At 68.4% G+C, this 26428-nt stretch carries 3 protein-coding genes; 2 read left to right on the top strand and 1 reads right to left on the bottom strand.

Going from position 1 to position 26428, the window contains the following annotated elements; all coding sequences use genetic code 11:
• Positions 1-692 precede the first annotated feature (692 nt).
• Both ASD42_RS16580 and ASD42_RS16575 read left to right on the top strand, forming a co-directional pair.
• On the top strand, positions 693-25019 hold the full coding sequence (locus ASD42_RS16580) for a non-ribosomal peptide synthetase (protein WP_084787172.1): 24327 nt from the start codon (positions 693-695) through the stop codon (positions 25017-25019).
• Complete coding sequence (locus tag ASD42_RS16575) at positions 25019-25795, top strand: FkbM family methyltransferase (protein ID WP_056817648.1); 777 nt, start codon at positions 25019-25021, stop codon at positions 25793-25795. Before ASD42_RS16580 ends, ASD42_RS16575 begins: the two co-directional genes overlap by 1 nt.
• A 12-nt stretch (positions 25796-25807) precedes the next feature.
• Here ASD42_RS16575 and ASD42_RS16570 read toward each other — a convergent pair whose 3' ends face one another.
• Positions 25808-26392, bottom strand: coding sequence for a TetR/AcrR family transcriptional regulator (locus tag ASD42_RS16570; protein WP_056817647.1), 585 nt, complete (start codon positions 26390-26392; stop codon positions 25808-25810).
• Between the last annotated feature and the right edge of the window lie 36 nt (positions 26393-26428).

Genomic DNA, 26428 nt, shown 5'->3' with positions numbered 1-26428 from the left:
TATGTCTCGGGGCGCAAAATAGACTTGTCAATAAGTCAAGCCCCGAATAATGGTGGGAATTGAATCGATATATCTCCACACGGCACGCGCGACATCTGTATATTCGCCTTCGAATCGGGCCGCTGGAGCGCTCCCGGGGATTACATGACGTGTCTAATGCCGGTACGGCAGACACCGCAGATATCCGGTCGGTTGATCAGTTCGAGTGAGATATTTGCGGAAATTGCCTATTACGCTGGGAGAGTGCACCATGGTGAACGTGGATGCCATCAGCATCCACTGTGGTACTTCGCTGCTGTACGCGATAGATCGACAGCTATAGGGCATCTACCTGGGATGTTGACGGAATATTAGTTTCGCGTGGAATGTCTGGATCGACTGTCGACCTGGATTGAATTGTTACTAGGGTGTTCCCTGAAAAACATATGCCAGATGTTTGCTGCCAGGCTAATGTCGGTATCAGGTTTCGGATCGGAATCGTCTGGGTAGCGCACGCGCGGGACGTTGGATCGGTGGCCATCGGATCCCTCTCGGTCCTGAGAACGGCGAGGGGAAACGGATGGTTGCTCGGCAGTAATGGACCCGCATTCGGCGGTTGTGGTACACGTGAATATGCGGGGTAGGAAAGCGCACGGATTTCCGTACTTGGAGTTTCGTGTTGGGTCTATAGCCATGCGAGGGGTCGGGTAATTATGGAGTCTGTCGAAAGCTGTGCCGGTAATCGGGATCTGATTCCGCTTTCCTCCGCGCAAACTGGCATGTGGTTCGCGGACGGCGCGCATAGTGGACCGGCGACCAATATCGCCCAGTACGTGGAGATCGAGGGGCCCCTCGAAGTGGCCCTGTTCAACAGGGCAGTGCACGAGGCGTGCGAAGAGACCGAGTCGCTCATGGTGCGGGTGGTCGAGGTGGAAGGGCGTCCCTACCAGGTCGTCGACCGCGGCATCACGTTCAACGAACTCGTACTCGATCTCGGCACGCACGGCGATCCGATGTCAGCGGCGCTGGAATGGATGCGCAACGACTACACCCGACCGGTCGACCTCACCCAGCACCAACTCGCGATCACTCGACTGATCAGAATCAGCGACGACCTGCACCTGTGGTACGCGCGTGCGCACCATCTCGTCATCGACGGGTACGGCGCGTTCAACGTGTTGAGCAGGGTCGCCGAGCACTACAACGCGATGTTGGAAGGCAGGCCGCCGGCGCGGCTGATGGCGGTTCCCCTGCGTGACATCGCCGCGGAGGAGCAGGCCTATCGGGCGGGTTCACGGTTCGAGGCCGATCGTCGGTACTGGCTGGACAAGGTCGCCGATCTGCCCGCGCCGACCGGGTTGTCCGGTCGTTCGGCGCGCGCGGGAACAGTGGACGAGGTTGCCGCACGCGAACTTCCGGCCGAGCTGTGGACGCTGCTCGATCGCCGCTCGGCCGAGCTCGACGCGTCGGCCGCGCAGGTCGTCGTCGCGGCGTTCGCGGCCTTCTTCACGCGGATGACCGGTGCCGACGAGGTGGTGCTCTCTGTCCCGATGAGCGCCAGGGTCACCGTGAAGCTGCGCAATGCCGCGGCGATGCTGGCCAATATGGTGCCGATCCGCTTCGCGATCGACGACGCGACCACCGTGGCGCAGTTGGTCAAGGCCTCGATCGCCGAGCTGATCTCCGCGTTGCGCCATCAGCGTTACCGCTTCGAGGACCTGCGCCGCGAATCGCCCGCGATCGACAACTCCGCCAACACTTTCGGGCCCGTCCTCAACATCTTGTTCTTCGACTCCGAGATCCGCCTCGGCGACGCCGTCGGTCGCTACCACGCGCTCACCTCGGGCGCGCTCGAAGACCTTCAGATCAACCTCTACCGGACCGGGCCGGACGCACCGCTGCTCATCGAGCTGCACGGCAACGGCAATCTCTACAGCAAGCGCGATATCGACGCCCACGCCGATTTCTTCATCGAATTCCTGCGCCGCTTCATCGAGGCCGACTCCGACAAGCGCGTGGTGGAACTACCGCTGGTGTCGTCCGCGCAGGAGGACGCGATCGTCGACGGGTCGGCCGGTGTCGAGGGCGTCGCCACTGCTGAGACATTGGTGGATTCGCTGGCGCGACAGGCCGATTCGACCCCGCTCGCGGCGGCGGTCACCGCCGACGGCGAGACGATCACCTATCGCGACCTCGATGAGCGTTCCACTCGGCTCGCCCGGCGTTTGATCGCCCGCGGCGCCGGTCCGGGTGCACTGGTCGCCCTCGCCCTGCCGCGCGGTACCCGGCTGATCGTCGCGATGCTCGCGGTCCTGAAATCCGGTGCCGCGTATCTGCCCTTGGACCTCGGTCATCCCTCCGAACGTCTGGAATACATTGTCGGTCAGGCTGATCCCACGGTTGTCATCGTCGAGGACTCCGCGCTGGCTGTGGGCGGTGATCGGCTGGTTCTCGAGCCCGGCGACGACCTCGACGGTGCCGCTGATCGGATCACCGATGAGGACCGCACCGCACCACTGCGACCCGACGACGCCGCGTACGTCATCTTCACCTCCGGCTCCACGGGTCGACCCAAGGGTGTGGTGATCAGCCACCGTTCGGCTGTCACCTACCTGGCGAATGCGTGTGCCGCTCTCGATATTCGGGCCGACGACGTGTGGACATGGCTGCATTCGGTGGCCTTCGACTACTCGATCTGGGAGGTCTTCGGACCGCTGGTCACCGGCGGTCGTGTGGTGGTCGTCGATACGCTGACAGCGCGCGCCCCGGATGACCTGGTGCGGCTGACCGCCCGTGAAGGCGTCACCGTGTTCAGCCAAACTCCCTCGGCGTTCTATCAATTCGCCGCGGCTCGCCGACGGCACCTCGCAGCCGAGACACCCGATGGGGAGCTGGCACTGCGGGTGGTCGTGCTGTCCGGTGAGGGTCTGGACCCGGCGGCGTTGGCGCCCTGGTACCAGGACAACCCGGCCGGACCGGTCCTGGTCAACAGCTACGGCATCACCGAGACCACCGTGTTCGTCACCCGCACCGAGATGAGTGCCGACCTGGCCGTACCCGGCGCACCCAGCGTGATCGGCACGGCCCTGCCCGGCCTGCGCACCTATGTGCTCGATCGACGCCTGCGGCCTACGCCGGTGGGCGCATGGGGTGAGATCTACGTAGCGGGAACGCAATTGGCCCGCGGCTACCTCGGTCAGCCCGCACTGAGCGCGGGCCGGTTCGTCGCCGACCCGTGGGGTGCGCCGGGGGAGCGGATGTACCGAAGTGGCGATGTTGCCCGCCGCGATCACGACGGCGAGCTCGAATACCGTGGCCGCGCGGATCAGCAGGTGCAGCTGCGCGGGTTCCGCATCGAACTCGACGAGGTCCGTGCCGCGCTGCTGGCTCATCCGGCGGTGGCTTCGGCCGCCGTGGTGGTGCATCGCGCCGATACCGACGCGGCACGTCTGGTGGGTTATGTCGTGGCGACCGGTACCGGCTGTGATGTCGATGCCGTTGTCGCACAAGTGGGTTCGTTGCTGCCGGACTACATGATCCCGAATGTCGTCATGGTCGTGGACGAACTGCCGTTGACGGTCAACGGCAAGCTCGACCTGCGCGCACTGCCCGAACCGGCAGCGGCGGCCACGGCGAGCTATGTCGCGCCGCGGACCGAGGCCGAAGAGACTGTCGCGCAGGTCTTCGCCGAGGTGCTCGGTGTGGAACGGATCGGCGCGTTCGACAGCTTCTTCGAGGTGGGCGGCAACTCGCTCACCGCGGCGGGCGCCGTCGTGGGGGTCGCCGATGCCACCGAATGCGAACTGTCGGTGCGTGATCTGTTCGCCCATCCGACGGTGGCCGGGTTCGCCGAGTACGTCGGCCGGGCGCGGCGCCGGGTGCGGTCCGCCCTGGTACCGATCGCGCGGGACGGACTGTTGGCGCTGGCTCCCGCACAGCACCGGATGTGGTTGATCAACCGCGTCGACCCGGAGTCCGCCGCCTACAACATTCCCCTGGTCCTGCGTTTGTCCGGCCGACTCGACTCCGCCGCCTTGCGCGCGGCGCTGGGCGACGTTCTCGATCGCCACGAGTCGCTGCGGACCCGCTACCCCGCCCACGACGGCCACGGCACACAGGAGATCCTGTCGACCGAGGCGACTCTGACCGAATTCTCCTGCGTCCCGGAACACGTCGAGGAACAGCGGCTCGCCGACCGGCTTCGCGAGCTGACCGCCGACGGCTTCGATGTCTGCGCTCGACCACCACTGCGCGCGGTCCTACTCACGACCGGGCACGACAGTCACGTGCTGGTCCTCGTCCTGCATCACATCTGCTGTGACGGTGCGTCGCTGGCGCCCCTGGCCGTCGACTTCGCCACCGCCTACGCTGCCCGGTCGCAGCAGATCGCTCCGGACCAGCTGCCCCCGAGGGTGCAGTACGCCGACTACGCGGACTGGCACCGTCGCCTGCTCGGCGACGAAACCGATCCGGACTCGCTCGCCGCGGACCAATTGCAGTACTGGACAACTCAATTGGCCGATGCGCCCGTGGTGCTCGAGCTGCCGTCGGACCGGCCGCGGCCTGATCGCCGTTCGATGCGCGGCGGGGTCGTCGCCACCACGCTTCCCGCACGGACCTATGCCGACATCGAGCGACTCGCCCGCGCCGCGGACCTCACTCCGTTCATGGTCGTCCATGCCGCACTCGCCGTCCTGCTGGCTCGGCTGTCGGGCACCGGCGACATCGTCATCGGCGCCCCGCTGGCCGGTCGCGGCGAGCCGGACCTCGCGCCGCTGGTGGGAATGTTCGTCAACACCGTGGCGCTGCGCACGCCGGTCCGCGGCGACGAATCGTTCGCCGGCTTCCTCGAACGCGTCAAGGACATCGACATCGACGCCTTCGCCCACGGCGACCTGCCGTACGACCGGGTCGTGGAAGAGCTCGATCCGCGCCGCTCGGCGGCCTATGCGCCCGTGTGTCAGGTGTATCTGTCCTTCGACAACACCGAACTGCCCCGCCTGACCCTGCCGGGCCTCACGGTGGACGTCCTCGATCCGGGCGCCGAACCCGCGAAGGTCGACCTCGTCGTCACCATCGACGCGAACGCCGCGGATACCGGCGACGTCGCGCTGCGCATCAACTACGCGACCGATCTGTTCGACCCAGCCACCGTCGAGCAGATGGCCGCACGGCTGCGCCGCATTCTCGACGCGGTGGTCGCGAACCCCTCCGTGCCGGTCGGCGATGTGGCGCTGCTGTCCACCGCCGAACGTGCCGCGCTGCAACCTGTTCGGGGTGCGGACGCGGTACCCGGCGTAGCCCTGGCGGATCTGCTGGCTCGCGGCGCCACGATCTCGCCGGACGGTCCGGCAATCGTCTCCGGCACCGAACAGATGGACTTCACGGAGCTGGACGGGCTGTCGAACCGGTTCGCCCGCCGGCTGCTCGACGAAGGCGCCCGACCCGGCGAGGTGGTGGCGATGGTCCTGCCGCGCTCGCTCGATTTCGTGGTGGCGGTGTGGGCCGTCGCCAAAACGGGCGCGGCCCTGGTACTGATCGACCCGCGCAATCCGCAGGATCGGATCCGCTCGATGCTCGCTGACAGCGCGCCCAGGGTGGTTTTGACCAGCGCCGAGGTCGAGGGCGCTGCGCCCGAGGGGCCGTGGGCGTTGCTGGTGGTGGCCGATCCCGTCTCGCGCGCCGTCACCACCGGGTACTCCTCGGCGCCGGTAACCGATATCGATCGAGGCAGGCCGGTGCACCCCGGCGACGTGGCGTACGTGATCTACACCTCCGGCACGACCGGTGTTCCGAAGGGCGTCGAGGTCACCAACCAGGGGCTGGCGAACTTCGCCGCCGAACAGCAGGACCGCTATGACGTCGAGCCCACCGTGCGGGTCCTGCAGGCCGCGGGTCCGGGGTTCGACGCGGTGATGCTCGAGATTCTGCTCGCCCACCCCGGTGGCGCCGCACTGATCGTGTCCCCGCCCGAGATCTACGCGGGCGCGGAACTGGCGGAACTCATTCGGGCACAAGGGGTTACCCATGCCTTCCTGACGCCGACCGTCCTCGGCTCGATGTCACCGCAGAACCTGGAGTGCCTGCGGGTGCTGGTCTCCGGTGGCGAAGCCTTGACGGCCGATCTCGCCGCGACCTGGGCGCCGGGGCGTCGGCTGTTCAACGGCTACGGTCCCACCGAAACGACGATCATGGTCGCGATCAGCGACCCGATCTCCCCGCAGGGTCCGATCACCATCGGCGGACCTATTCGCGGCATCTCGGCGCAGGTCCTCGACGCCCGGATGCAGCCGGTGCCGGTCGGTACGGCGGGCGAACTCTACATCGGTGGCGTGCAATTGGCGCGCGGCTACCTCGGTCGGCCCACGGTGACAGCTGCCAGTTTCGTCGCCGACCCCCGCGGTGCGGGTACCCGGATGTACCGCACAGGCGATCTGGTCCGGTGGACCTCGGAGCAGACCCTGCAATACCTGGGCCGCGCCGACCATCAGGTGAAGATCCGCGGGCAGCGCACCGAACTGGGGGAGATCGAAGCGGTACTCGCGCAGGACCCCTCGGTGACCCACGCCGTCGTGGTGATCCACGCCAGCACAGGTGCCGACCGACTCGTCGGCTATCTGGTCGGCGCGGGCATCGACGCGGAGCAGGTACGCGCGACCGCGCGCGACCGACTTCCCGCGCACATGGTGCCCGATGTGTGCATGGTGCTCGACCGGTTCCCGCTGACCGCGAGCGGTAAGCTCGATCGTGCGGTGCTGCCGGAGCCGGTGTTCCCGCACACGGCTGCCGACATCGCGCCGCGCACACCCGCCGAACAACTCGTCGCCGATGTCTACCGCGAGGTGCTCGGCGCGACGCGGGTGAGCGCGCTCGACAACTTCTTCGACCTGGGCGGCAACTCGCTCACCGCGACCAAGGTCGCGGCGCGCCTGTCCGACGCGTTCGGCACCGACGTCGCGGTGCGAGCGCTGTTCGAGACGCCCACCGTCGACGCGCTCGCCCGCGAGCTGGCTTCGGTCGGCCCGCAGGCCGGTCCGGGTACGGGCCACCGCCGTCTGGTGCCCCAGCAGCGGCCGGATCGGATTCCGCTCTCGCCCGCGCAGGCCCGGATGTGGTTCCTCAACCAGTTCGACACCTCGGCGGCGGTCTACAACGTGCCGGTTGTCGTGCGGATCTCCGGACGACTCGATGTCGACGCGCTCCGGTCGGCTCTCGCCGATGTGATCGACAGGCACGAGACGCTGCGCACCCGATACCCCGACAGCGACAGCGGACCGTGGCAGGAAATCCTGGCACCGCACTCGGAACCGCGGCTCACGTGCGTCGAGGTCACCGAGGCCGAGATCGACGACCGGATCGCACGCGAGACCGCCCTCGGATTCGACGTGAGCACGGAGGTGCCGTTCCGGGTCGCCTTGCTACGCACCGCGGCCGAGGAGTGGACGGTGGTGCTCACCGTGCACCACATCGCCATCGACGGTTCCTCGCTCGCGCCGCTGGCCGCCGACCTGGCCGTGGCCTACCGGGCCCGGATGGCAGGCGAGACACCGGCTTTGACGCCGCTGCCGGTCCAGTACGCCGATTACACGCTGTGGCAACGGCGAAACCTCGGCACTCAGGACGACCCGGCGAGCGTGACCGCCGACCAGATCCGGTACTGGGTCGCGGCGCTGGCCGACCTGCCGCAGATGCTCGATCTGCCGACCGACCGCCCCCGTCCCGCGCGACAGTCCTACCGTGGCGCGACCATGTCGGCCACGATTCCCGCCGACCTGCATCGCGACATCATCGCCCTCGCACGTCTCCACGACTCGACACTGTTCATGGTGACCCATGCGGCATTCGCGGTCCTGCTGGCACGGCTGTCGGGCACCCAGGACATCGCGGTCGGCACCCCGGTCGCCGGGCGCGGCGAACCCGCCCTCGACCCGCTGATCGGCATGTTCGTCAACACGCTGGTGTTGCGCGTGCGGGTAGATCCCGCGGCGCCGTTCACCCAGGTGCTCGACCGCGCCCGCGAATGCGATCTCGGCGCGTTCGACAACGCGGGCATCCCGTTCGAACAACTGGTGGAGGTCCTCAATCCGCCGCGTAGCACCGCGCACGAGCCGTTGACCCAGGTCGGCTTCTCGTTCCAGAACATCGACATCCCGACGCTGCAACTCGGCGGCCTCACGGTGGCCGCTGATCTCGTCGAACCGGGTGTCGCCAAGTACGACCTGCACCTGACCCTGGTCGACACGATCGACTCGAACGGTGCCCCCGGCGACATGCAGGTCGAATTCGGTTATGCGACCGATCTTTTCGACGAATCCACGATCGCGCCGATCTTCGAGCGGTTCCTCGCGATCCTGCGCGGTGTCGTCGCCGATCCCGGCATGCCCGTGGGCGACCTGCCGCTGCTCAGCCCGCGTGAACTCGACGAACTGTCGCTGCGGGAATCCGGTCCGGACGCTCCCACGGACGGCTCGACGATCGCGGACCTGTTCGCGAAACAGGTCGCGGCGACACCGGAACGCACGGCGGTCATCGACAGCGACGACGTGTTCACCTACGCGGCGTTCGGCGCCGAGGTGAACGCGCTGGCACGAGTGCTGATCGGCCACGGTATCGGGCCGGGAAGTCTGGTGGCCGTGGCAATGCGCCGTTCGGTCGATCTGCTCACCACGCTCTACGCCATCCACGCGACCGGCGCCGCCTACCTCCCGCTGGATCCGGACCACCCCGTCGACCGGCTGCGCACCGTGCTCACCGCCGCACGACCTGACGGTGTGCTGATCCGTGACGACATCGACCTGCCGACGCGGGCGCCGGTCTGGCGGCTGTCGGACCTCAGCCCGGCCGCGACCGATACCGCGCCGGTCACCGATGCCGATCGGATCAGGCCACTGCGCCCGAACGATCTGGCCTATGTCATCTTCACCTCCGGGTCGACCGGCGTTCCGAAGGGTGTCGCGCTCACCCACGAGGCGGTCGTCAACCAACTCCGTTGGCTCACAGCGCATTACCGAATCGGCGCCGACGACGTGCTGCTCCTGCGCACCCCCGCCACTTTCGACCTGTCGGTGTGGGAGTTGTTCACCGCCCCCACCTCCGGCGCCGCGTTGGTCGTCGCCGGGCGCGAGGATCACACCGACCCCGCTGCCGTAGCCGGGCTGATCGCCCGTCACGGCGTGACCGTGGTCGATTTCGTGCCCTCGCTGCTGTCGGCGTTCCTCGACCTCGCGAGCCCCGACGACCTCGCCACGATCCGCCAAGTGCTGTGCATCGGTGAGGCTTTGGACTCCGAGACCGTTGCCCGGTTCCGCGAGGTCAGCCAGGCGCGCATCGACAACCTGTACGGCCCGACGGAAGCGGCCGTCAGCGTCACCGCCTATGAAATCGGCGAGCTCGACGGACCCGTCGTGGCGATCGGCACGCCCGAAGCGAATGTCGTCGCGCACGTCCTCGACGCCCGACTGCGCCCCGTGCCCTCCGGCGTCACCGGTGAGCTCTATCTCGGTGGCATCCAACTCGCCCGCGGCTATCACGACCGCGCGGACCTCACAGCCGCAGCCTTCGTGGCCGACCCGTTCGGCTCGGTACCGGGTGCTCGTCTCTATCGCACCGGCGACCTGGTCCGCTGGGACACGACTGGCCGGCTGCGCTACGTCGGCCGCCGCGATTCCCAGGTGAAGATTCGCGGCCTGCGCGTCGAACTCGGCGATATCGAAGCCGCGTTCCGCGCACACGACCAGATCGGCGCCGCGATCGTTCGAGTCCATCAGGTCGCCGACGGGCAGGTGCTGGTGGCCTACACGGTGAGCGAGGAGGCGATCGACCCCGACTCGCTGCGGACGTATCTGCTGGGACGCCTGCCCGCGTATATGGTGCCCGCCCAAGTGATTCGGATCGACGCGGTGCCGCTCACGCCCAACGGCAAGATCGACTACCGCGCCCTCCCCGCTCCGGACACCCGCGTCGGCTCGACCCGGTACCGGGCTCCCAGCGGGATCGTCGAGGAAACGATCGCCGGTGTGATCGGTGAACTGGTGCAGACACCGTGGATCGGCGCCGACGAGAATTTCTTCACCCTCGGTGGCAATTCGCTGTTGGCGACCCGAGTGCTCAGCCGCATCGGCGAAGTCCTCGGCGTGACGATTCCCGTGCGCGCCATCTTCGAAGCCCCGACCGTGGCCGAGCTGGCTCGGTGGGTCGAACGTCAGCGCGCGGTCGGTGATGTCGCTGGCCCGGTGGCGGCGGTGCGGCCCGAGCGCATCCCGCTCTCGCCCGCGCAGAGCCGGATGTGGCTGCTCAACCAGTTGGACCCCGAGTCCGCGAGTTACGTGGTGCCACTGTCGATCAGCCTCGACGGTGACCTCGATACCGAGGCCATGCGGGCCGCGCTGCGCGATGTGATCGAACGACACGAGATCCTGCGAACCACCTATCCGGCCCACGACGGCACCCCCGCGCAGGTCGTGCTGAGTGCCGAGGACGTGGTCGCGTCCTGCGATCTCGCCGTACGCCCGGTGTCGGCGGATGCCCTGATCCAGGAGCTGACGCGGTTCTTCGGCGTCGGATTCGATGTCGCGGTGGGCGCCCCGCTGCGGGTGGCGCTGTTCCGAATCACCGAAACCGCGCACGCACTGGCACTCTCGGTGCACCACATCAATTGCGACGGCTACTCGGTGGCGCCGCTGGCCGCCGATATCATCGAGGCCTACCGCGCACGCAGAGTCGGCGCGGCGCCCGAATGGGCTCCGCTGCCGGTGCAATTCGCTGATTACGCCCTGTGGCAGCGCGAACTGCTCGCCACACCCGATTCCGCGCCGGGCCGCGACCTGCTGTACTGGCGCACCCAGCTCGCGGGGCTCCCGGATGTGCTCGCACTGCCCACCGATCGGCCGCGCCCGCTCGAACAGTCCCATCGCGGCGCGACGGTCCACGCAGAGGTACCTGCTCACGTCGCGGAGGCCGTGGCGGCGTCGGCACGACGCGGCGGGGTGACCCCGTTCATGGTGGCGCACACCGCTTTGGCAGTCCTGCTGGCGCAGTTGTCGAGCAGCGACGACATCGCCATCGGGATCCCGTACGCGGGTCGCGGCGACCGCGCGCTGGACCACCTCGTCGGCATGTTCGTCAACACGCTCGTCCTGCGTACCCGGGTCCGCCCGGAGCAGCGGTTCGCCGACCTGATCGAACTGACCAGGCGCACCGATATCGAGGCCTTCGATCACGCCGCTGTTCCGTTCGAACAGCTGGTGGAAGTGCTGAATCCGGCTCGCTCGACCGCACATTCACCGTTGTTCCAGGTGATGCTCGCCTACCAGAACATGGCGCCCGCCCAGCTCGACGTGCCGGGGCTCGAGATCGCGGGCATCGATGTCGGCGCCGACGCGGCGATCTGCGATCTGCTGCTGATGATCACCGAGGACCGAGGCCCGCACAACGAGATCACGGGCATGAATCTGCGCCTGACCTACGCCACCGACCTGTTCGACGACACCACCGCACGCCGGTTCACCGAACAGCTCGTCCGCGTGCTGGACGCTGTCACCGCCGACGCACAGACCATCGTCGGCGAGATCGACCTCGCCGACGAAACGACCCGCACCCGTCTGCTGCGCCCGCACGACGCACCACTGGTGAGCCCGCACCGCACGCTCGTCGACGCCTTCGACGAGCAGGTGGCACGCACCCCGGACGCCTCCGCCATCCGAGTGCCCGGCGGTCGCGTCCTCACCTACCGTGAGTTCGACGCGGACGTGAACCGTCTCGCTCGTCACCTCATCGATCTCGGCGCGGGCCCCGAAACCACTGTGGCGGTGGCGATTCACCGCTCGATCGATCTGGTCACCGCCGTCTACGCCGTTGTGAAGTCCGGTGCCGCCTTCGTTCCGCTCGATCCCGACTACCCGACCGCACGGCTGGCCCACGTCCTGGCGGTCGCCCGACCGCTGCTGGTCGTCACCGTCACGGGCGACGAGAGCTCCCTTCCCGACGAGCTGTCTCGAGTCCGGCTCGACGAGCTCGACCTGAGCGCACAACCCGCCGGACCCGTCGGCAACGACGAACGCCGCGCACCCCTGCGCGCCGACAACACCGCCTATGTGCTGTTCACCTCCGGCTCGACCGGCGCGCCGAAGGGCGTCGCGCTCTCCCATGGCGCCACCACCCACCAGTTGGCTTGGGCCCAACGCGAATTCCCGCACGATGCCTCGGATGTGGTGCTGCACAAGACCCCGATCACCTTCGACATCGCGGTGTGGGAGTTGTTCTGGCCGTTGCAGACCGGCGCGCAGATCGTCGTCGCCGAACCCGGCGGCCACCGCGATCCCGCTTACCTGGCCGAGGTCATCGCGGACGAGCGGGTGAGCACCGTGCACTTCGTCCCGTCGATGCTCGATGTGCTGCTCGAGCACCCGGGCACGACCCAGTTGTCCTCGGTTCGCTACCTCTTCCCGGCGGGCGAGGCGTTGGCCCAGCGCACCGCTGAACGCGCCGGACAGGTTTTCGATCGGGCCGAGGTGGTCAACTGGTACGGTCCCGCCGAAGCCGAGGTCGTGACGGCCTACCGCTGCACGACAGATCCCGCTGCGCCGCAGAGCGTTCCGATCGGGTACCCGGTCTCGGGGATGTCCGCCTATGTCCTGAACGCACGACTGCGGCCGGTCCCCGCCGGTGTCGTCGGCGACCTGTACGTCTCGGGCGCCCAGCTGGCCCGCGGCTACCAGGACCGCCCCGATCTCACCTGTGGGGTATTCCTCGCCGACCCGTTCGGCGCGCCGGGGGAGCGCCTCTACCGCACCGGCGACCTGGTCCGCTGGACGCCCACCGGCGCCCTGGAGTTCTTCGGCCGTAGCGACTTCCAGGTGAAGTACCACGGCCAGCGCGTCGAGCCCGGCGACATCGAAGCTGCCATGCACTCGATCGATGCGGTCGCCCGCGCGGTCGCGATCGTCACCGAGGACCGGATCACCGCCTATGTCACGCCGATGCCGGGCGCGGCACTCGACGGGCTGGAGGTGCGCCGTGCGCTCACCCGGCTACTGCCGTCCTACTTGGTCCCCGGCGCGGTGCTGGTGCTCGACACCTTGCCGCTCAATGCGAACGGCAAGCTGGACCGCGCCGTGCTGCCCCACCCGGACATCGACGACGCGGCCGAATTCCTCGCCCCGCGCACCGACCGGGAGGCCGTGCTGGCCAAGATCGTCGCCGAGATCGTCGGCGCCGACCGGGTCAGCGTCGGCGCCGACCTGTTCGACATCGGCGTGAACTCGCTGTCGGCGGCCCAGATCGCGGCCAGGGCCGAAGCCGCCCTGCGGGTTCGGGTCGGTGTTCGCGACATCTTCGAGGCTCTCACCATCGCGGCGCTGGCCGAACGGATCGCGGTGCGCGACCGTTACGCCGGCGTGCCGCTGGTGCACCGCAACGAGCTCGCCGAGATTCCGCTGGCGGCGGCGCAGCGGCGCATCTGGATCCTCAACCAGCTCGACCCCGACTCCGGTGCGTACAACATCGGATTCGCGGCCCGGCTGACCGGACCGCTCGACGTGGCGGCGCTGCGTGCGGCGATGACCGATGTGATCACCCGCCACGAGACCCTGCGCACGATCTATCCCGCGGTGGGCGGGCAACCGCACCAGCTCGTCCAGGACGGCACGATCGGCGCCACGGATATCGAACTCGCCTCCCTCGACGATCCGGCGCTGCTGGCAGATCGCCTGCGCGATGCGGTGGAGTCGGGCTTCGACATCGCCACCGACACGCCGGTCCGCGTGCGGCTCTATCGCACGGATGCCGATGAACATGTCTTGATCCTGGTGGTGCACCACATCGCCGCAGATGGTGCGTCGATGGCGCCGCTGGCCCGAGATGTGTTCGCCGCCTACCGGTCTCGTCGCACCGACACGCCACCGCTGTGGCCGGCGTTGTCCGTCGACTACGCCGACTACGCGGTCTGGCAGCGTGAGCTGCTCGGTGCCGAGGACGACCCCACTTCCCTGGCGGGGCGCCAAATCACCTATTGGCAGCGAATTCTCGCCGACGCCCCCGAACTACTCGCCCTGCCGACCGACCGTCCACGGCCCGCGGTGCTGACGATGGACGGCGGCAGTGTCGGGTTCACCGTCGAGCCGGCGTTGCACGAGGCTATCGTCGACCTCGCTCGCCGTGAGGGCGCCACGGTGTTCATGGTTCTGCACGCCGCGCTGGCGATCCTGCTCTCGCGCACCGCCCACACCGACGACGTCACGATCGGCACCCCGGTGAGCGGTCGCGGACGCCCCGAACTCGACGATCTGGTCGGGATGTTCGTCAACACGGTGGTCCTGCGCACTCGCGTCGCCGAGCGACTGTCGTTCCGGGAGTTCCTGGCGGAGGTGCGCGGCACAGATCTGGAGGGGCTCGCGCACGCGGACGTGCCGTTCGAGCGTCTGGTCGAGGTGCTCGACCGGGCCGGGTCGACCGCGTACTCACCGCTGTTTCAGGTGATGCTCGGCTTCCACAATGCCGATCCCACGCGCTTCGAACTCGACGATATCGACGTCGAGGTGCTCGATCCCGGTGTGGCACAAGCCAAAACCGACCTCACGGTGCTGCTGAACGAGCGCGCCGACGGAGCGGGCATCGACGGCGAGATCGTCTACGCCGCCGACCTGTTCACCGAGGCCACCGCGACTCGATTCGCCGAGCGCCTCCTGCGCGTTCTCGCCACGATCACCACAGAGCCGGACGTGACCCTCGAGGCCATCGAGTTGCTGAGCCCCGAGGAGGCCGCGCAGCTGCTGCCCGCCGGGCGCGAGACAGCGGTGGCGCCGAAGACGCTGCCCGCGCTGCTCGCCGCCGCTGCCGCCGACCCGATGGCGACCGCGCTGATCGGTGACGACGAAACCCTGACCTACGGCGAACTCGACCGGCGATCCGACCGGCTCGCCGTGCTGCTCGCCCGGGCAGGTGCGATGCCGGGAACCTATGTCGCCCTGGCTGTCCCGCGCTCGGTGGCCTTCCACGTGGTGCTGTGGGCAATCGCGAAAACCGGTGCGGCGTTCGTGCCGATGGACCTGCGTTACCCCGCGGATCGGCTCGCGCACATGGCCCAGGACTCCGGTGTCACGCTCGGGGTGACACTGAGCGCGGCGCGTTCGTCGCTGCCCGACACCGTCGACTGGGTGTGCCTCGACGACGAGCAGGTGATCTCCGAACTGTCCACCGCGTCACCGGATCACCACTTCGCGGCGGCGCGCCTGGATGATGCCGCCTACTTGGTGTACACCTCCGGCTCGACGGGCAAGCCGAAGGGCGTGGTCGTCACGCACGGAGGTCTGTCGGCCTTCGCAGCGGCGAAGCACCAGCACTATCAGGTGGATAGAGCGTCGAGGGTCCTGCAGGTCTCCGCGCCCGCGTTCGACGCGGTGATGATGGAAACGCTGATGGCCTATGACGCAGGTGCCGCCCTGGTCATCTCGCCCGCCGAGGTGTTCGCCGGTACGGAACTGACCGAACTGATTCGTACGCACCGGGTTTCGCACACGTTCATGACACCCAGCGTGCTGGCGACCTTGCGGCCCGAGGGCCTCGACGCGCTGGAGATGCTGACGATCGGCGGCGAAGCGCTCTCCGCCGAACTCGTCGCCGCGTGGGCGCCCGGCCGTCGCTTCCACAATGTGTACGGACCGACCGAGACCACGATCGCGGTCTGTGTCAGCTCCGAGTTGGCACCAGGTGATCCGATCACCATCGGAACCCCGATCCCCGGGGTGCGCGCCGTCGTGCTCGACGCTCGGTTGCGACCGGTACCGGTGGGCGTGGTCGGTGAGCTGTATCTGTCGGGTAAGGCACTGGCGCGTGGATACCTGAATCGGCCGGGGGCGAGCGCCGGTGCGTTCGTGGCCGACCCGTACGGTGCGCAGGGCACCCGGATGTATCGCACCGGTGACCTGGTGCGCTGGAGCGCCGAGCACACCATCGAATACGTGGGTCGCGCCGATTTCCAGGTCAAGATCCGCGGTCAGCGCGTGGAACTCGGTGAGATCGACGCGGCGCTGGTGGCCTGCCCGAACGTCGCTACCGCGGTCACCGTGAGCAGGCGCGGCCCTGCGGGACAACCGCTGCTGGCCGCCTATCTGGTGGCCGACGAGGGTCGAACGATCGATACGGCCGCGATCCGCGAGCAGATCTCGGGCGCGCTGCCCGAACACATGGTGCCCGCCGTGTTCATGGTTCTCGATGAGATGCCGGTGTCGTCGACGGGCAAGGTGAACCGGCGCGCACTGCCCGAACCCGATGTCGAGGCGCTGGATTCGGTGGTCACGGCCGCGGCGACCGAACTGGAAGCGACCATCGCGGGGATCTTCGCTGAAGTGCTCGGAGTGGCCTCGGTGGGGGCCGACGAGTCGTTCTTCGCACGCGGCGGTGACTCGATCATGTCGATCCAGCTGGCATCGCGATTGAAGACGGCCGGCGTGGTCGTGACGGCACGAGACATCTTCGAGCATCGGACTGTTCGCGGACTGGCCGCCGTGGCCGAGGATGTGGGACGGGTGACCCTGGAAGAACTGCCCGGCGGTGGCATCGGGGAGGTAGCGCGGACGCCGATCGTTTCCTGGTACCTGGATCGTCCGGCCGGTGACCGGTTCGCGCAGTCGTTGCTGGTCGAGTTGCCCGGCGACGCGCGGGAGACCGACGTGGTCGCCACCGTCGGCGCCGTGCTCGACCGACACGACATGCTGCGCGCACGGCTGAGTGGTGCGGAGGTCGACGCGTACCTCGAGGTCTTGCCGCGCGGCGCGATCGTTGCCGAGCGGGTGGTGTCGGTGCGCACCTTCGGGCCCGAGAACATGCCTGGCAGTGTGGGTTTCACGGCGCTCGTCGAGGACGCGCTCGAGGAAGCGTCGGCCCGACTGAGCCCCGTCGATGCCGCGATGATGCAGGTCGTCTGTCTGGTGCCGGAGCCCGGCGTGGCCTCGCGGGGGCGCGCGCTGATCGTGATCCACCACCTGGTGGTCGACGGTGTTTCCTGGCGCATCCTGATCCCCGACTTCGTCTCCGCGTGGCAGCAGCTCGGCGAGGGCCGAGCGGTCGAGCTGCCCGAAGTCGGCACATCGATGCGCCGCTGGGCGCAGGCCGTAACGTCGGCAGCCGACAGCCGCGTCGACGAGCTGGCACTGTGGCAGCGAATGGGGTCCCGTCCCGAACCGCTGCTCGGGCGGGCCGCACTCGACCCGGCTGTCGACGTGCACGCCACGGTCGAGCGGATGACGCTGACGCTTCCTGTCACCCTGACTACCGCCCTGATGGGTGCGGTGCCACATGCCGCGCACGCCACCACCGACGACGCCCTGCTGGCGGGTCTCCTGCTGGCACTGGGTCGTTGGCGCGCCGAACGCGGCGTCGAGCACCGCGGTGCGCGCATCCTGCTCGAAAGCCACGGGCGCGCCGAACAGCTCGCCCCTGGCGCCGACCTCTCGCGCACCGTCGGCTGGTTCACCAGCGCCTACCCGGTGGACCTCGACATCGACGGCACCGATCCGCGCGCCGCCGTGAAGGCAGTCAAGGAACAGTTGCGGGCCGTGCCCGACAAGGGCATCGGTTACGGCATGCTGCGGTACCTCCACGCGGCGACGGCCCCGCAACTGGTGGCGTCGGCCGAACCGCAGATCAGTTTCAACAACCTGGGCCGTGCGGGCGTCGATCTCGCGGCGCTGTCCGGTGTCGCCTGGATTCCCGCCGGGGAGGACTTCGACCACCAGGCGGCCTTCGATCCCGACATGCCTGCCGCGGCGACACTGTCCATCGATACCAGCATCGTCGACACTCCCGACGGCCCGATTCTGTCCGCGCAGATCGGTTACGCCACAAGGCTTCTCGATGACGGTGAGGTCCGCGAACTGCTCGACGAGTGGGCCGCGGCACTGCGTGAGATCGCGGAAATAGCGGCACGAGAACACGATTGGGGTCTGTCCCCGTCCGATACCCCGTTGGTCGCGCTGACCCAACAGGACCTGGACATCTTCACCGAACGCTACGGGCCGATCGAGGCAGTCTGGTCGATGGCGCCCTTGCAGGCGGGACTGCTGTTCCATGCCGAACTGGCCGTGGGCGAACTCGATGTGTACACGGCGCAGTCGGAGATGACCCTCACCGGGCCGGTCGACGAGGCCCGGCTTCGGCAGGCCGCGACGGACCTGCTGCGGCGGCATCCGAACCTGCGGGCTGCGTTCACCCGGACGATCGATGGTGTCCTCGCGCAGGTCGTTCCGGTGGATGCCACCGTGCACTGGCGCACCGTCGCGGCTGCTGAGGCGACGCTGCCGGAGATCCTCGCGTCCGAACGCGAGCGGACTTTCGACCCCGCCGATCCGCCACTGGTGCGATTCGTGCTCGTCGAGGTCGGGCCAGCTGAGTTCCGGCTGATCATGACCGCGCATCACCTGCTGCTCGACGGTTGGTCACTGCCGTTGCTGCTGCGCGATCTGGTCGGGCTCTACGCGGCCGGTGCCGACGCGAGCCTGCTGCCTCCCGCGCCGTCCTACGGCGACTACCTGGGCTGGCTGGACCGGCGCGACACCACCGCCGGGGTCGAGATCTGGCGCGAGACCATGGCGGGCTTCACCGAACCCAGCCTGATCGCCGAAACGGTCGGCGAGGCAACCGTCGAGGTACCGACCGACCTGACCATCGATCTCGACGACGACATCACCACCGCCCTGACCGAACTCGCCCGCGCATGCGGCGCCACGATGTCGACGATCGTGCAGTTCGCCTGGGCGACGGTGCTGGCCAACCAACTCGGTCGCGAGCGGATCGTGTTCGGCGAGACGGTCTCCGGCAGGCCGGCCGAGGTGCCGGGCATCGAGTCGATGATCGGGCTGTTCATCAACACGCTGCCGGTCCCGGTCCATGTACAGGGTGACCGGACCATCGCGGCCGCGCTGGAACAGTTGCAGGCGAACAAGACCCGGCTGCTCGACCATCATCACATCGAACTGTCCGGCATCATGGCCGCGGTCGGCGGCGGACAACTGTTCGACACCCTGGTGGCGTACGAGTCCTACCCGGTCGACAGCAGCGGACTCGGCGACGCCGACATCGACGGGGTCCGGGTCACCGACGTGGTCGGCACCGATGCCGCGCACTACCCGATCACCGTGCAGGCCCACCACACCGACACCTTGCACATCCGGGTGCGGTACCAGGCGGCTCGCGTCGACGCCGCGACCGCGGCCGGGCTGGCCGACCGTATCGAGCGCGTGCTGCGCGCCGTCGCCACCGACCCGAACGGGCGCGTCGGCGACATCGACCTGCTGTCGGCGGCCGAGCACGCGGCGCTGGTTCCGGCCAGAGGCTCGGAGCGGGTGGCGCCCGAGGCGTTGACGGAGCTCTTGCGGCACGGCGCGACCCGGCACCCGGACGGTGTGGCGGTGATGAGCGGGTTCGAGACGGTGAGCTTCGCCGAGCTGGATATTCGCGCACATCGGTTGGCGCACTGGCTGATCGAGCGCGGCGTCGACACGGGCGACACCGTCGGCGTGGTCATGCCGCGTTCGACCTCGTTGATCACGACGATCTGGGCGCTGGCCGAGGTCGGGGCCGCGGGTGCGCTGCTCGATCCGCGCAACCCGGATGAGCGGCTCGCGGTCATGCTGTCCGACTGCGGCGCCCGCGTCGTGTTGACCGTCGACGAGGTGAGCGACGGAGTGCCGGAAGGGGAGTGGGCACGGTTGGTCGTCGACGATCCGGCCGCCGTGCGCCAGATCGCGGACCAACCGGCGCGCGCTGTCGCGCGCACGGTCCGCGACACCGACCTGGCCTATGTCATCTACACCTCCGGAACCACCGGCAGACCGAAGGGGGTGGCGGTCACCCAGGCGGGCATGGCGAATTTCGCTGCCGAGCAGCGGGATCGGTACCAGGTCACCCAGGACTCGCGGGTGCTGCAGTGTGCCGCACCAGGATTCGACGCGGTCATGCTCGAAGTCCTGATGGCCCATCCGCACGGCGCGACGCTGGTCATCTCACCGCCCGATACCTACGCGGGCACCGGGTTGGCCGACATCATCCGGGACAACGCGGTCACCCACGCCTTCCTCACACCGACCGTGCTCGCGACCATGTCACCGAACGGGCTCGACAGCCTCGCGGTACTGGTCGCCGGTGGTGAGGCGGTACCGGCCGAACTCGCCGCCCTCTGGGCGCCGGGACGCCGACTGTTCAACGGCTACGGACCCACCGAGACCACCATCATGGTCGCGATCAGCGAGCCCCTTTCGCCTCCCGCGCCCATCACCCTGGGCGGCCCGATTCGCGGGACCTCCGCCGTGGTGCTGGATTCGCACCTGCGGCCCGTGCCGATCGGGGTGACCGGCGAGCTCTACGTCAGCGGTATCCAGCTGGCGCGCGGATACCTCGGCCGGCCGGCCGCCACCGCCACGACATTTCTCGCCAACCCCTACGACCCGGGTACCCGGATGTACCGGACGGGCGACCGCGTTCGCTGGACGGCCGACCACACGCTCGACTACGTCGGCCGGGTCGACCATCAGGTCAAGATCCGTGGCCAGCGGATCGAACTCGGCGAGATCGAGGCCGTCCTCGCCGAACATCCCACCGTCGCCCACGCGGTAGTGCTGCTGCGTACCGACGACCACGGCACGGACCGGCTCGTGGGCTACCTCATCGGCGACACCGTCGACCCCGAGCAGGTGCGCGCCTCGGCCCGCCGCCGACTGCCCGCCCACATGGTTCCCGACATCTGCGTGGTGCTGGGGCAGCTGCCACTGACCACCACCGGAAAGCTCGACCGTGGCGCTCTACCGATGCCGACCTTCGCCGCCGTCGGCTACCTGGCGCCGAGCGATCCGACCGAGCGCCTCGTCGCCGAGGTCTGCGCCGAAGTGCTCGACCTACCCCGAGTCGGCCTGCGGGACAACTTCTTCGACCTCGGCGGCAACTCGCTGACCGCGACGAGGCTGACCGCACGACTGAGCTCGGCTCTCGGCATCCGGGTGTCGGTGCGCGACCTGTTCGAGTACCCGAGAATGGTCGACCTCGCCGCCCGGCTCTCCGGCCACGACCACGTCGAACGTCCCGCACTGACCCGGCGGCCCGACAGCGGCCCGGTGCCGCTCTCACCCGCCCAGCAGCGGATGTGGTTCCTCAACCAGCTCGACGCCTCCGTCGGTGCCTACAACGTGCCCCTGGTGATCCGGCTGAGCGGAGGGCTCGACATCTCGGCGCTGCGCACCGCCTGCGCGATGGTGATCGGGCGACACGAATCGTTGCGCACGAAATTCCCTGTGGTCGACGGCATTCCGCAACAGGTGATCGTCGACGCCGACGAGGTCGTGCCCGACCTGATCCCGGTCGCCATCGAGGAATCGGTGCTGTCGAAGGCCGCCACGGCGGTGCTGTCGGCCAGCTTCCAGGTCACCGCGGCTCCGCCGGTGCGGGCCGAACTGTTCGACCTCGGGTCCGACGAGTACGTACTGGTGATCGCCGTACACCACATCTGCGCGGACGGCCTTTCGATGATTCCCCTGGCTCGCGACGTCGCGGCCGCTTATCACGCCGTGACCACCGCGAGCTCGCCCGCATGGCCACCGCTCACCGTGCAGTACCCCGATTACGCACTGTGGCAGCATGCTCTGCTCGGCGACGAGCACGATCCGCAGTCGCTGCTGTCGCGGCAGCTGGACTTCTGGCGAGACACGCTCGCCGGGCTGCCGGAACTGCTCGAGCTGCCCACTGATATGCCCCGCCCGCCGGTCGCGTCCATGCGGGGCCGGATCGTCGACTTCGCCATCGAGGCACGGCTGCAGGAGCGGATCGGCGCGGTCGCGCGGGCGGCCGGCGCGACGCCGTTCATGGTGGCGCACGCCGCGTTGACCGTGCTGCTCGCGCGGCTGGCGGGCACCGGCGATATCGCGGTCGGCACACCGGTGTCCGGGCGCGGGGAACGCGAACTCGACGATCTGATCGGCATGTTCGTCAACACTGTCGTCCTGCGTACAGCGGTGTCGGCCGAGCAGCCCTTCGACGCGCTCCTGGCCGACGTCATGGCCGCCGACCTGGCAGCGCTCGCGCACGCGGAGGTCTCCTTCGAACAGGTCGTGGAGGCGCTGAACCCGACACGTTCGACCGCGCACCTGCCGCTCTATCAGGTGACGATCGATTACCAGAACCTCGATCAGGTGGTCCTCGAACTGCCGGGGATCACAGTGGATCCGGTCGAGGACTACATCGAACAGGCGCAGTCCGATCTCAACGTGAAGCTGGTCGAACGCTTCGACGCGGACGGCAACCCGCGGGGCACACTCGGCCGATTGACCTACGCCACCGACCTTTTCGTCGAAGAATCGATGGAGCGGTTCGCGCAGTGGTATGTGCGGATCCTGGAGGCGGTGACCGCGGACCCGCAGGCCGTGATCGGCGACATCGAGTTCATGGAACCGGCGCAGCGCCACGAGGTTCTCGATGCGGCAGGTGTGGCGGGCACGCAGGTTCCCGAGGAAACGATCGGTGGTCTGTTCGCACGGCGGGTGGCGGCCGCCCCGGATTCGGTCGCAGTGACCGATGGGACGACTGTTCTGACCTACGCGGAACTGAACCGGCGCGCCGAGGCCCTCGCCGCCCGGCTGATCGCGGCGGGCGCCGGTCCCGAAACGCTGGTGGCCGTGGCGTTGCCGCGCACCGCTGATCTGGCGGTCGGACTGTTGGCCGTGGTCATGTCGGGTGCGGGCTATCTGCCCCTGGATGTGGCGTATCCGGCCGAGCGGCTGCGCTTCGTGCTCGACGACGCGCGACCGGTGGCGATGCTGACCACCGCGACGATGTCTTCGCAGGTGCCCGAATTCAGCGGGCCGATACTGCTTGTGGACGACGACGCGGTCGCCGAGAGCGGGCACGACGGTGCCGCGCGCCCGGACAATGTCGCCTACATGATCTATACCTCCGGCTCCACCGGTCGGCCGAAGGGTGTCGCGGTCACCCACCGCGACGTGGTCACCCTGCTCACGAACGCCGCGGAGAATTTCGACGTCGGGGCCGACGATGTGTGGACGCTGTTCCATTCCTACGCTTTCGATTTCGCGGTCTGGGAGATGTGGGGCGCTCTGCTCTCGGGTGGGCGTCTGGTGGTCGTCGATTACGACACCACCCGCACACCCGACGCCTTCGTCGAGCTCGTGGCGCGCGAACAGGTCACCGTGCTGAGCCAGACGCCGTCGGCGTTCTACGGATTCGTCGACGCGGAGCGCCGCTACCGTGGCGCGGGCGGGGACGAGCTGGCATTGCGCTACATCGTGTTCGGCGGTGAAGCGCTCGACCCGGCCCGGCTGACCGGCTGGTTGCTCGCCCACCCGGCGGGCTCGCCACGACTGGTGAACATGTACGGCATCACCGAGACGACCGTCCACGTCAGCTATGCCGAAGTCGATCAGGCCGGCACCGGCGGGATCGGTCGTGCCCTGCCCGGTATGACGGTGTACGTGCTCGACGAGCGGTTGCGGCCGGTGCCTGCCGGTGTCGCCGGTGACCTCTATGTCGGCGGCGGACAGCTCTCGCGCGGCTACCACGGCGCGGGCGCGCTCACCGCGGGCCGATTCGTCGCCGATCCGTTCGGCATGCCGGGTAGCCGCCTGTACCGGACCGGTGACGTCGGCCGGTGGCGTCGCGGCGAACACCGACTGGAACTGGACTACCTCGGACGCGCCGACGCGCAGATCCAATTGCGCGGTTTCCGCATCGAATTGGGTGAGGTGGAATCGGCGCTGCTCGGCCATCCCGGCGTTGCCCAGGCGGCTGCCGCGGTGCACCGCCACGCCAAGGACGTCGACCAGCTGATCGGTTATGTCGTTCCCGTCGACGGGCAGGAACTGGACCCGGCGCAGGTTCGTGACACCGCCGCGGAGCTGCTCACCGGTTACATGGTGCCCTCGGCCATCGTGGTGCTGTCCGCGCTGCCGGTGACGGTCAACGGCAAGCTCGACCGAAATGCCTTGCCCACAGCCGACTTCGAACCGTCTGAGCGTGAATACGACGCTCCGCGAACACAGTCCGAGATCGCGATCGCCGAGGTGTTCGCCAACACCCTGAACGTGGCCAGGGTTGGGGCCGCGGACGGATTCTTCGACCTCGGCGGCAACTCGCTGCTGGCGACCATGGCCGTGGCAGAACTCCACGGCCGTGGAGTCCGGATCGAGCTGCCGTGGATGTTCGACGACGCGACACCGCGGGCTCTGGCCCGCAGAGTCGACGACACCGAGGGCGGATCGGGCATGCAGGTGCTGCTGCCGCTGCGGCCCGCGGGTGATGCCGCACCGCTGTTCGCGATCCACCCGGCGGGCGGGCTCGCCTGGTTCTACGGCGGACTGGTGGGGAATCTGCGCGGCGACCGGCCGGTCTTCGGCTTGCAGGACCCACACGTCGTCGCCGACGAACCCGGCGCCACCTCGATCGATGAGCTCGCGCACCGCTACGTCGACGAGATCCGCCGAACCCAGTCCAGCGGGCCCTACCACCTGCTCGGCTGGTCGCTGGGCGGCGAGATCGCCCATGCGGTGGCGACACAGCTACAGGAGCAGGGCGAACAGGTCGCGCTGTTGGCGATGATGGACAGCGCGGTCGGCGCCCCGCCGATCACGCCCGACACCGGTTCCGCACCGGGCGAGTTGATGGCTGACCTGCTGGGTGGCTGGCGGGAACTGTTCGACCTCGGCGACACCGTCACCGCGAGCACCACCGAGCAGGCCTGGCAGGTGGTCCGCGATCAGATCACCGGCACCGGTTTGTTCACCGCCGACCAGATCGACCGGGTGATGGAAAGCTTCTCCACCGCAGGCGAACTCGCCGACGCCTACCGGCCCCGGACCTTCGACGGTGACCTGATCTTCTTCACCGCGGGTAAGGATCGTGACGACGCCGAAGCCGTCGCGCAGACATGGCGACCCCATGTCACTGGCCGCATTCACAACACTGTTCTCGACGCACGCCATCTCGAGCTGACCCACCCCTCCGCGCTGGCCGTGATCGGCCCGATCCTCGAAGGATTCATGAACTGATGACGACGACACAGCAGCAGTTGCGCCTCGACGACGGCCGCACCGTCACCTGCACCAGCCCTGCCGAAGCGCGCATGCTCTGGAACGAGATGATCGCCGACGGGTACTACCGCCGAGCCGCCGCCACCCTGCGACCCGGTGACCTCGTTGTCGACATCGGCGCAAATATCGGACTCAGCGCGATGGTGTTCGCCGAAACGCACCCCGGCGTGCGGGTGATCGCGGCCGAACCCGCCCCCGCCACGTACGAGTGCCTGCACCGGAACATGTCGGCGCACGTGCCCGACGGTGTCGCCCTCGAGGTCGCGGTGGGCGCCGCACCCGGTGTGCTGCCGTTCACCTGGTACCCCCGAGCCACCGCGAACTCGAGCCTGTACGCCGATCGGGAGGCCGACGACGACGCGACGAAGACCTTCCTGCGCAACAGCGGTCTGCCCGACGACGCGATCACCCTCATCACCCGCGGCCTGCACGACGGCGAGCAGATCGATGTCGAGGTCACCACGGTGTCGGCGATCCTGGCGCAGGAGGATCCGGCCGCCGAGATCGGCGTTCTGAAGATCGACGTCGAACGAGCCGAATTCGATGTCCTGCTCGGCATCACCGAATCCGACTGGTCCCGGATCCGCGCCGTCGTCGCCGAGGTGCACGACCACGACGGCCGCCTCGCCGAATTCTGTGAGGTCCTCGAACTCCACGGCCTCACTCCACGAAGCCGCCAGGATCCCTCGTTGGCAGGCACCGAACTGCACGAGGTGTATGCCGTTCGCGCGTGACCACAGGCTGATTCAAGCATCTGTTCTGGCGACGGCTGCCGCGACATCCGCGGCTCGGCGTGCCTGCTCGACGGTGACTGGTTCGTGGGTGATGAACAGTCGGTGGAACAGCGGTGCGATGGACAGCCGGATGATCTCGGTCGCGTCGACGTCGGGCGCGACCTCACCACGGACGATCGCCCGCCGCACGATCTGCGCCGCCTCGTCGTGACGCGCGGCATAGAACCCGCGCAGCGCGGCGGCGGCATCGGGGTGCTGCATGCCCGCCGCGACGAAAGCCGCTGCCACCGTGCCCGATTCGGGATCCGCGAAGCTCGCGCGCACCAGTTCGGTGAGTGCGCGCAGATCGCCGGTGAGGGAGCCGGTGTCCGGGATCGGCCACGACTGTTCCGCGGCGCGTTCCAAGGCGTCGGCCACCAAGCCCTCCGGGCCGCGCCAGCGCCGGTAGACGGTGGTCTTGTGCACCCCGGCTCGCTGGGCGACCGCGTCCACGGTGAGGCCCTGATAGCCCTGCTCGGCGAGTTCGGCCGTCGTCGCGTCGAGAACAGCCTCCCTGACCCGGGCACTCCGTCCGCCGGGGCGTCGTTGTGGCTCCAAAAACTACTCCCGTTGCGTTAGTCGGCTCGGTTTTGT

Source organism: Nocardia sp. Root136 (assembly GCF_001427185.1).
Lineage (GTDB): Bacteria > Actinomycetota > Actinomycetes > Mycobacteriales > Mycobacteriaceae > Nocardia > Nocardia salmonicida.
Note: the sequence above shows the minus strand (reverse complement) of the source record. Positions and strands in the feature narration are given on the sequence as shown.

Coding starts and splice junctions, on each gene's coding strand:
- ASD42_RS16575 (WP_056817648.1), top strand. CDS start 25,019: ATGACGACGACACAGCAGCAGTTGCGCCTCGACGACGGCCGCACCGTC.
- ASD42_RS16580 (WP_084787172.1), top strand. CDS start 693: ATGGAGTCTGTCGAAAGCTGTGCCGGTAATCGGGATCTGATTCCGCTT.